At 70.9% G+C, this 2,918-nt stretch carries 3 protein-coding genes; all 3 read right to left on the minus strand.

The genetic code is table 11. The features are described 5' to 3' along the window. Positions 1 to 107 precede the first annotated feature (107 nt). From RIF68_RS33080 to RIF68_RS33090, 3 genes are read right to left on the minus strand one after another with little or no spacing between them, the layout of a single operon-like run. Positions 108 to 1,277 (minus strand): tyrosine-type recombinase/integrase, encoded by a 1,170-nt coding sequence (locus RIF68_RS33080; protein ID WP_309055120.1) that lies wholly within the window; start codon positions 1,275 to 1,277, stop codon positions 108 to 110. Beyond that, on the minus strand, positions 1,277 to 1,489 hold the full coding sequence (locus RIF68_RS33085) for an excisionase family DNA-binding protein (protein ID WP_309055122.1): 213 nt from the start codon (positions 1,487 to 1,489) through the stop codon (positions 1,277 to 1,279). Before RIF68_RS33085 ends, RIF68_RS33080 begins: the two co-directional genes overlap by 1 nt. After that, positions 1,482 to 2,819, minus strand: coding sequence for a replication initiator (locus RIF68_RS33090; RefSeq protein ID WP_375165772.1), 1,338 nt, complete (start codon positions 2,817 to 2,819; stop codon positions 1,482 to 1,484). The genes RIF68_RS33085 and RIF68_RS33090 overlap by 8 nt, the downstream gene beginning before the upstream one ends. Positions 2,820 to 2,918: the final 99 nt, after the last annotated feature.

Genomic DNA, 2,918 nt, shown 5'->3' on the forward strand with positions numbered 1-2,918 from the left:
GGTAGAACATCAGCTTCCCAAGCTGAGAGCGCGAGTTCGATTCTCGTCACCCGCTCCATGAAGAAGGCCCAGGTCAGAGACCCGGGCCTTTTTGCTGTGTGCGGTTGTCAGTCGTCGCGTGCCAGATCCGTGCCAGAAGGCCCGGCGGGCGGCTTCCCAGTCGCCGCGGTTCTCGCCTTCCGGACGGTGGCGTCGAGGCCGGCGGCGACCTCCTTCTGTCGCTCCTCGTCGGAGTGCTGGTAGATCAGCGCGGCCCTCTCGGACGACTGGCCAGCGCGGACCATCGTGTCCTTGAGGGTGGCGCCGGAGCGGGTGGAGAGGGTGTGTCCGGTGTGCCGAAGGTCGTAGAACCGGAAGCCCTCGGGCATGCCGACGACCTCCCGCGCCCGCCGCCACTTCCGCCCGAAGGTGCTGCGCCGGAAGGGCGCCCCCTTCTCCCCCACGAAGAGCAGCCCGTCCGGGCCCGGCTCGGCGTAGCTTTCCAGATGCCAACGAAGCTCCCGGCGCAGGAACGCGGGAAGAATCACAGTCCGGGTTCCTGCCTCCGACTTGGTGTCGCCCCGGACGCGCCGACCGTTCATCCGCTCAGGCTCGGCGAGGCGGACACGGACGCGGAGGGTGTCGACGTCGACGTCCCGGCGGCGGAGGCCGGCCAGCTCCTCCGGACGCATCGGGCCGTAAGCGCCGAGGTAGACCATGAGCCGCCAGCGCATCCCCACGGCATCGGCGAGCGCGTCGACCTGGGCGACGGTGGCAATGCGCCGCTCTGCCGCCTTTTCCTTGCCGGCGCCCTTGATCCGGCACGGGTTGCGCTGGATCAGCTCGTCATCGACGGCCGTCTCCATGATGGCTTTCAGAAGGCGGTACGCCTTTGCCGTCATCGTCTTGGCGTTCGTGGTGCGGAGCCGTTCGGCACGCCACTCACGGACGCGGGGTGCGGTGATCTCGTCGAGGTTGAGGTCCGAGAAGGCGGTCAGGTGCTTGTCGAGGAGGTAGCGGTAAAGGTCCCGGGTGAGGGGTGCGAGTTCGCGTTCGTCCACCCACTTGTCGGCGTAGGCCCGGAAGCTCACGGCACCGGCATCAGGGTCTCGCCACTCGCCCCGGCGGATCTCCGTCTGTTTCTCGGCCAGCCAGTCGTCAGCGTCCGCCGTCGTCGCGAAGGTCTCAGGGGCCGGACGCATCACACCGTCCGGGCCCGGATAACGAGCCTGGTAACGGCCGGAAGGCAGCTTCCTGATCGCGCCGAAGCGGCGACGTCTGCCACGGTTGTTGGCCATTAGGCAGCCCTTCCGTAGCGGGAGCGGGACCGCTTGAGCGGTTCGACCGTCCGGGCCCGGAGGAACTCGTCGACCGCGCTCTCGGGGATGCGGACGTGACGGCCCACCTTCACGTACCGGATGCGCCGTTCCTCGACGAGGCGACGGGGGAAGCGGGACGTAGTGCCGAGCAGCTCGGCGACCTGGTCGACGGAGAGATGGCGCTCAGCCACGGGTGGGCTCTCCTTCCGTTCCGGGTGCGGGGGTGAGTGACTCGGTGAGCCAGGCTTCGGTGTCGGTGAGGCCGGTGCCGGCGTAGACCCAGTGGGCGAGGACGAGGGTGGTCGTCTCCGGGCCGTCCTCGTGCGCGGCTGTGGTGGCTTGGGCGCGGCGGTGTTCGGCGCGGGCGTCGCGGAGGGCGCCGAGGGTGGTGGAGTAGCGGCGGGATTTGGTGGAGAAGTGGCCGCGGAAGCCGAGCATGTGGGCCCAGGCGCGCAGGCGGAGGTGTTCGAGGTCTTTGCGGGCGCCGAGGGTCCAGGCGGTGCGGATGAGGCGGCGGGCGTGGTCGGTGATGTCGAGCTGGGCAAGTTCGGCGAGGAACTTCAGCGGCCGGTCCAAGGCTCCCGTGGCGGTTTCGGCGCCCTTGGTGGCGTACTTGGCGATGTACGCGGCCACGGCGCGTTCGGTCAGCTCCTGGCCGCCGTCGAAGTCGGCCGAGCGGATGGTGCGGACGTCGAGCTGTCGGCCGAAGGCGAAGGTGTGGGCCCGGCCGTCGATGGTCGGGCCGTCGACGCGGGCGGCGGTGGCGGCGGCGCGGATGGCGTCGGTCAGCAGCTCGGCGGTGGCCCACGCGGGAGGCGGGGTGTCGCCGCCCTCGGGACCGTCGATGCGGATGACGGCGTGGAAGTGAACGGCCCCGCGCTTCTGGTACTCGGCGACCTTGGCGAAGGACACCCGGGCGTGCTCGCGAAAGGCCCGCTGGGTGAGGCCGGCGCGCTTGGCGACCTCCCGACGCAGGTAGACGGAGAAGCGCCGCCACAGCGGACCGGCGTGCGCGTTCCAGAGAACGGCCGCTTCGTAGTCGTAGGTGTCTGGGTCGAGCGCGGTGCCGAGGAGGGCGTCGTCCTGGTCGTGGAGCGCCCCGCAGCGGCAGCGGCGGACCGACCCGGCCGGGCCGGTGGGGCGGTTGTGGACGGGGCCGAAGCCGGGGGCGGTGAAGGTGGCGAAGACGCGGGGGTGGGCGGCGACGCGTTCGGGGACGCCCTTGCCGCCGCGCAGGCCCGAGGTGATCAGGTGGAAGGTGTCGCGGCGGTAGACCTCCGCGCATGCCGGGCAGCGGGTGGTGCGGCGGTTGTTGCAGCGGACCAGGAGGTGACCGGCGGGGAGGGTGGTGGAGTCGAGGTGGTGGAGGCGGTTGCCTATCTCGCCGGTGCGGGTGTTCACGGCGTACTCGGTGCGGTGGCCGTCGAGGCGGATCGGGTGGGTGCAGCCGCCCAGGCCGGAGAGCTGGTGGGCGAGCTGGGGGAGGTTGCCGGTTGAGGCCAGCTTGGAGAGTTCCGCCAGCGGGGGCGGAGTCTGCCGGGTGATGATGGGGGTTCCTTTCGGCTGTTACGGCGGTTGGGAGGGACGGCCCCGGGGCGGCGGGATGCTTGGCGGCTTGTT

The organism is Streptomyces sp. (assembly GCF_031178505.1).
Lineage (GTDB): Bacteria > Actinomycetota > Actinomycetes > Streptomycetales > Streptomycetaceae > Streptomyces > Streptomyces gulbargensis.